The organism is Photobacterium sp. NCIMB 13483 (assembly GCF_003025475.1).
Taxonomy (GTDB): domain Bacteria; phylum Pseudomonadota; class Gammaproteobacteria; order Enterobacterales; family Vibrionaceae; genus Photobacterium; species Photobacterium piscicola.
Map to the genome: position 1 here is coordinate 84,415 of NZ_PYLV01000018.1, position 6,830 is coordinate 91,244.

7 protein-coding genes and 1 pseudogene are annotated in these 6,830 nt (G+C 36.6%); 3 read left to right on the forward strand and 5 right to left on the reverse strand.

What is annotated here, in order from left to right:
• Positions 1 to 4 precede the first annotated feature (4 nt).
• Positions 5 to 421, reverse strand: a complete 417-nt coding sequence (locus C9I86_RS14145; RefSeq protein ID WP_107276705.1) for a universal stress protein — start codon at positions 419 to 421, stop codon at positions 5 to 7.
• The gene (locus C9I86_RS14150; RefSeq protein ID WP_080158419.1) at positions 414 to 950 is read right to left on the reverse strand and encodes an HPP family protein; all 537 of its coding nucleotides are present in this window, start codon (positions 948 to 950) and stop codon (positions 414 to 416) included. Before C9I86_RS14150 ends, C9I86_RS14145 begins: the two co-directional genes overlap by 8 nt.
• Positions 951 to 1,167: 217 nt before the next feature.
• Here C9I86_RS14150 and C9I86_RS14155 point away from each other — a divergent pair, with 217 nt between their 5' ends.
• Entirely contained in the window at positions 1,168 to 1,545 is a 378-nt protein-coding gene (locus tag C9I86_RS14155; RefSeq protein ID WP_107276706.1) for a hypothetical protein, read from the forward strand.
• A 93-nt stretch (positions 1,546 to 1,638) separates the two neighbouring features.
• Here the strand turns inward: C9I86_RS14155 and C9I86_RS14160 are convergent, their stop codons facing one another.
• A complete protein-coding gene (locus tag C9I86_RS14160; protein WP_107276707.1) occupies positions 1,639 to 2,040 on the reverse strand; it encodes a hypothetical protein in 402 nt (133 codons plus the stop codon).
• Between C9I86_RS14160 and C9I86_RS14165 the strand changes: the two genes are divergently transcribed.
• Both C9I86_RS14165 and C9I86_RS14170 read left to right on the forward strand, forming a co-directional pair.
• Positions 2,024 to 2,440 (forward strand): metal-dependent hydrolase, encoded by a 417-nt coding sequence (locus C9I86_RS14165; protein ID WP_107276708.1) that lies wholly within the window; start codon positions 2,024 to 2,026, stop codon positions 2,438 to 2,440. The two genes, C9I86_RS14160 and C9I86_RS14165, sit on opposite strands and share 17 nt — an antisense overlap.
• 37 nt (positions 2,441 to 2,477) lie before the next feature.
• Positions 2,478 to 2,966 (forward strand): GspH/FimT family pseudopilin, encoded by a 489-nt coding sequence (locus C9I86_RS14170; RefSeq protein ID WP_107276709.1) that lies wholly within the window; start codon positions 2,478 to 2,480, stop codon positions 2,964 to 2,966.
• A 61-nt stretch (positions 2,967 to 3,027) separates the two neighbouring features.
• On the opposite strand, the gene C9I86_RS14175 is transcribed toward C9I86_RS14170, so the two are convergent.
• Together C9I86_RS14175 and C9I86_RS14180 are read right to left on the reverse strand one after the other, a co-directional pair.
• Complete coding sequence (locus tag C9I86_RS14175) at positions 3,028 to 4,083, reverse strand: hypothetical protein (RefSeq protein WP_107276710.1); 1,056 nt, start codon at positions 4,081 to 4,083, stop codon at positions 3,028 to 3,030.
• 1,258 nt (positions 4,084 to 5,341) lie between these two features.
• A pseudogene (locus C9I86_RS14180) lies at positions 5,342 to 6,706 on the reverse strand (ATP-dependent endonuclease); the annotation flags it as partial.
• Positions 6,707 to 6,830 lie beyond the last annotated feature (124 nt).

Consider the following 6,830-nt stretch of genomic DNA (forward strand, 5'->3'; position numbering starts at 1 on the left):
ACCATCAAGACAAACTTAAAAAATCATGGTGAGTCGCTAATTTTATGAGAAGCGCATTTTTAGATAAAAAACTAAAATAATGGTGAGAGTTAGCCATCACCACTAAATCAACCTCTAAATTTGTCGCCAATCGTTCAATAGCCATACCCACAGGTCCATTAACAATATAAACATGATCTCTATTTAAGGTCGTGTCTGTAATTAACGCCTGTATTTTTGTTTCTAGCTCGGCTTTTTCTGTATTAACAATACCATCCCCAACTTTATTTCCTAAATAGGCATCATCAGAAAATAGTTGTTCATCAAGGTTGGTTGCATAACCGACAAACAGTTCTGCATTAAGTTGATCAGCTAAAGCCATCGCTTTGAGAAGATAGGGCTTAGAATCGATATCTAGCGCATACAATACTTTTTTATACATCTTTGCCTTCTTTAGGTTTATTAACCCATGCATATTCTAGACGAGAGACTAACGCATGGTACAACAGTGCAATGAGAACAATGATGCAGCTACCTGCAAAAATGGGATAAAACGCAAACAGAATGCTGGTATGGGCACCTAACATGATCAATAACGGGTTTCCGCCTGCGGGTGGGTGGGTAACATTGAGCATAATCATCATGAAAATCCCCACACCTACAGCCAGCCCAAGAGACCAAAACGTTACCGGTAAAAGATTGGCAAAGATAATGCCGATGATCGCTGTTGTTAAGTGACCAAATACGACATTTTTAGGATGGGCTAAAGGACTTTGTGGTAAACCAAAGACCAACACCATGGTGGCACCAAACGGTGCGACTAATAAATAGTCACCCTTAGCAACGCCATCGACAAAGGCAAGAATACCAATACATAATGCAGATCCTGCTGCGGCAACTAACGCAATCATCCATAGTTTATGAGCTGGGTGGGTGATCTTATAATGGATCCCCTTTTGCATATTATCCATTCGTAATACTTACTTATTAGTTCAATTTATTAATATTATATGCCAATTATAGTTAAATGAGCGGGTTATTAATGCCTCATAAGTATTATCTAAGAATGCGGTGATGATAGTTATTTGCTTCTCAGCAAGAGTTTTTATCTTCAATGGCTATTGAGATAGTATTTTTTGAGAAAAACCTCATAATCGTGTAATACAAAACTTAAAGAAGAAATGACTCATGACTAGCTTTCAATATTACTTTCATAAACTGCCTTGTTATAAATGCAACAAAAATACAGTAAACGCAGATCTTGGTTGGTTAACACCAGCAATGAAAGAAGAGGTTGTCGCACAAGTAACAGCGATGATCGCACAAGGCAATGTTGATCCAGAATTGTTGGTGAACGTGACTTGTACTAAAGATGAAGCGCGTGATTACTTATTGCTAAACTTCTACGGTTACTCAGAAGAAGCACTAGCAAATCAAGTGAAAGCAGAAGATGAGCAAGAAGTAGCAGAAGAAATCACAGAGCTACTAGCTGATGGTAGCAAGACCGCTGTGTTTGAACACGAAATCGTATTACAAAGTTGTACTGATTGCGGTATTGATGAGTAATCGCTTAATGTAATCATTAACCACTATGTGCGTCATACGTAACATGATGGTTTATTTAAGGTGCTAGCAACGTAGGTTTGCTGGCGCTTTTTTTTATAAAGATGGCGCAACTTTATTTAACCACTGTTCATCACATAACCGTTTTAATGCAGCCTTTATATGAACTGGCTTCATTTGCGCTTTCCGCTCACTCCATGAGTGAACCTTACTAACTACATCATCTGGATTAATTTCATCACCTGCGCATCCATGAGTAACGACCCAGTGAACGGTTGAAAGTAATTCCATGCCATAAGGTGACTCAAAGCCATTGATCAGTTTGGTCACTTCATCAAAGTGATGCTTTGTCTCTGGGTGAGAGTCTAAAAATGACTGCGCACTGGTAATTGCATCTTGCTTCAATGTAATTGGAACGTCTGGCGTAGTTTCACCACCACACGTTGCCGTATGTGTAGCTGGCGCAACCGCACCAGATTGGATGGAATACGTTGCCAAAATTTGTGGCCGCAAAATCAAACATCGAGGACCGACCCACGTTCTAACCCATTGGCTAACAGCTGCGATTGCATTCACTTTTATTTGGGATTACCACGGCATTTTTATGGCATTCGCCTGGGGCGGAGTCAGCCACATATTAACTGACGCAATGACCGTGAGTGGAGTGCCGTTTTCCCCCTATAGCGACCGACGCTTTCACCTTTTCGGAGGACGCTTTAGGACGGGCGACCCCATAGAATATGTCATATCTGCAGGAGTGATCATCATCTGCGTTGGCATCAGTCACTTGATTGGAGAGAGCAGTTTTAGCCCATTTTTTTTCGATTGGGCAGGATATTACGACAAGGGATTAATCGACGGCTCAGAGTGGAAAGCTAACCGCTTCAAGTTTCTTTAATGTAGTACAAATGTAATACATAAACAAAGGTAATATATTGAATAAAAATGGATTTACATTATTAGAGTTGATTTTTACTATCGCTATTTTAGCAATAGTCCTCGCAGCTGCCGCACCTAGCTTTCATGGCCTAATGGCACGTAACAAGGTGGAAAGAACCGTTACCGAACTCAAAGGCTTATTCATTGCCGCCAAGTCAGAAGCAGTAATGAGAAACAAAGAAGTATACCTGCACACAGTAGGCCTCACCGACACCAAAACCTATACCAATAACTGGTGCGTTATCGCCACCACGGCCAACAGCTGCACCACCAATAACAACACCCTTTATATTGTTGATGGCCATAGCCTAAGCGGTCTTAACATCAAGCGACATACAGACTACGCCACCATTAAGATCGATAGCATGAATGGGCACCCTAAATTCAATGCAGGAGAGGGAATCATAGATTGGTTAACGTTTGAGAAAGAGAGTGGTAAAGCAGTCACCATGAAAATGCACATGTTTGGGCGATTGTATCGGTGAGAAATTGGTATGAAATGACATAAAAAAGCCTATTACAATTCATAATAAATACAATCTTGTATTAATAAACCCTATGTGATTTAGCTATAATTCCAGAAATATCAGTGGTTCTTTCATTTTTAACAACAGTAAATTTAACCTTCTTACCTTTAAATATTTTTTTCAAAATAGATAAACTATCATTTTCAAATAATTCTATATAATTATTACTAATATCAAGTTCGTTAATTATTGATTCATAAGTATATTCTGATAGATCTAATAGTAAATCACTATTATTTTCAACTTTTGTCATTAAAAATTTACCAGCATAAGAAATATCAATAATGGACTGAATGATATTATCTTTCATACATACAAAAAAAGTAACATTATCTCTAAAACTAGTACTAGTTAACACATCTGAACATTGAACAATTATAAAATCTGGATCACATCTTTCTATTAAATGCGGTTTATCTCCACCTTTCAATGCAGGCTTAGTTCGAATTACTTGATTTAAAGTTGAGTGACACTTAACCCAATTTTCTGTTTTATCACATACAGCTTTAATAACTCGAAGAATATTTGTATGAGTCGTTGAAGCATTTAAATTTAGAATAGGTTCGTGATGAGCAATTCTATTCCTAAAATAATTAATATCTACAACTAATTTACGAAATTGATTTAATGTAAAATGCTCATTTGGAAGGATTATATCCATTCTCGTTTGCCAAAAAAGAGCATACTCAGGACGAAATAAATTAGACCAAAAATCAAAAGTTAATTCAGATACAATATCATCCGTATTTCTATTTTTTGCTCGCTTAATACCTTTATCTAAAGACTCTAAACTCTTTACTGATAAAAACGAACGAAACGCAGGCTGAGTTGGCCAATTATCGCCAAACTCTACAATAAATAACTGATTGATTTTATTTCTTAAAGTCACTTCAAGAATATGCACTGGAAATAAAAAAGCTTTTGCTAAACGCGCATTATAAAGATATATACGAAAAGCATAATCATCGTCATAACCAGATCTTTGCTGATAAGCTTGAAATCTTTTAATTGAAAGACTATTGATAAGCTCCTGCTTTGTTAGCAGGTAATCATATGGTGTTTGACATTCAGCCATAACAATGAGATACTCCGTTGATAGCAGTTTAGTGTTCCTCTGGCTTATGTCATGCGCTCTAAACACTAGATTAGAGACCCGAGACAGACTTTTAGTCCCTCTCGGGTTTTCGCTTTTTAAAGCCAATAAAAACCACTTAAATTTCAATTAATTAGATAACCATCTAATCATAGTTTATCGAATTACATATAAAGTAATCAAATAAATATAAGATCAAACATCTCTATATGAACTTATCTTAAATCTATCTGTTGTTAAGACCATCTCGCCATAAAACAGCCTATTAATAATCCCTCGCTCATACGAAAGCTCGCCTATTATCTATTACTCAGCAACCATAGTCAATAAGTTCTTTTAATTCATTAAGTTACGGTTCCAATGTGGTTCCATGGTATAACAAATTAATAAAAAAATTTTGAGCAATATTTAAAACATATCTCGTTGTTTTTTATATTCCACTTATTATCAAGGCCACATTTCCATAAATCGCTTATCAAGCAGATATAACCCAAATACTACCTATAAACGACTTTAATCGCTTAAAAAGATCTCACTTGACATAGCATGGCTTTTTGCTAAAAGAAGGCATATTTAACTGAATGGATCTTATGTAAATCGAGGGAGCTTTAAATTTGAGCAGATGGGGATATAACGACAAGTTAATTATACGATAAAGGTCGGCACGCCAACCTAACTGAATACGTACCTAAGGTTTACAGCTTAGCTAGAACAACTGATGCCACAATTGCTAACCCAAAGGCTACAATTGGTGTGAATGATACTGCTAGTGCCGTAATGCACCGAGCTTTAGATGCAAATCTGCTGAACCTCTTAATACTGGATTCGCCATAAGCTTCCCCTTATCAACGAGTTCCTAGTCTTTCAAAATGCCAAGGCATAGGAACGATTCAGACTTTTACTGGATTTTTTTAGATCTTTTCCGCACTTCTGAGCACCAGTAACCCTGACGGAACTTTTTGCAACGGCTCAATTGAACCACCGCTAATTATTACAATGTGTCAAAAAACGATATGAACCATTTTTGCAACTATAATTCTGAGCGAATAATAATACTATTAAGTAACTGTATTTTTATGAAAATCACATTAACTTAAAGGTAATCAAAAATAAATAAAATTTGCGTATTTACCAGTATGTATCTAATCCGATACGCGGTAACGTCCAGAGACTAAAAGACCGCCACGATAGACGGTCGTTTAACAGTAGTATGAATATCTAAGAGAGAGCCTTTATTAATTTAGTGAGCTAACATCGCTTCCACATAAGAAATAAATGGCACATTTTTAAACTCTGGGTGGTCCCTGTTAGGGTGTAAAACATTCTTCCAATATAAATTCGCATTATATGGCTTACCAGCGCGTGGAGAAGACTCTGTAAACCTTAATTCTAGTGGTATCGATGCAGCCTGATGAGCTGGTTCAAACGTAGTGTCATGTATTCGAATTAGACCAACGGCATACTGCTGTTTATCTTCAAAAAACTGCTTACTTATTGACCCTTGGATGTGGCTATCAAAAGAAGGGTTCCCATCAGTATCATATGAACTAGGCGTTCTAGAGTCTGTATCAAAAATAGCGTGGTATTTGATCTTAAACTTAGAAAGTATCTTCTGATAAAAAGGAATGTTGTTCACTGTTCCACAGTTCAATATGAAAAAGTCCTTCTTAGTTGGGAACTCTTGTAAATATGCACGAGCTAATACTTCTTCAGTTGGACCTTCTATTAACAAAACCTCATCAGCATAAAACGCCTCACAAACATGGGGGTTAAAACGCAGGACTTCATTCATTTCCTGTTTTAACTGTTCGTCTGTCGTTACTTCTTTGGCCGCTTTTAAGAACTGATTGTTAATTTGATATATGTTAGTGCCAGAATCACTTTTCACTAGCCTGATAATAGATGATTTAGGCTTTGATATATCAATCATCGATGGAGAGTGAGAGGCACAAAGAACTTGGTAAGGCAAATCGTCCTCACTAACTTTGTAAATTAACTCCCTTAGTTCTTTAATGATTTTGGGGTACAAGAAAAGCTCTGGTTCTTCAAATAAGACCATATAGTCTTTACGGCCAGGTTCGCGCTCAAACTTTTCGGCTACATCTTTCATTAACAACAAAGTAAAGATAGCTGTTCTTATCGTTCCGTGGCCGACCTTATCTGCTGTTGCTGGAATGGTAGTATCAATATCCCCCTCAATTCCCAACTTAGCAAATTCAACGTTGAAATCTTTTCCTAATTTATTCTCAGTCCATGCTAAGCGTTCTTTAGATTCAGATATTTTTAAAAGAGTATCACCAAATATTTGCGAAAAATATGAATTAACAGATTTCTGATAAGACTCAATTAGTTCAGGGTTGTACATTTTTTCTTGTAGTTCTTTTATTTTTGATTTTGCTTCTTCTAAAGCAACAAAATCAGCTGCTTTAAGAGTATTTTCAGCCATACCCTTTAAGATTTCATTTAGTATTTCTTTAGCCTCACCTTCTGTAGGCATTGCTTTTATGAAAACTGGCTTGGGTAAACAAGATTGAAAAACAGAATGTAAACCTATACTTGCATATCCAATGTTTTCAAACTCTTTTGTTTCGTAGTTATACGTTTGAAGTGGTCAAGTAAAACTGTACACCTTTATAGGTGTTTAAATTAAGCGGCTGTTTCCATCACCACTGGCGGTAAATAGTTGTTATAACTATGGCCCCGCTTAGTGTTGTAATGCTGCAATATAT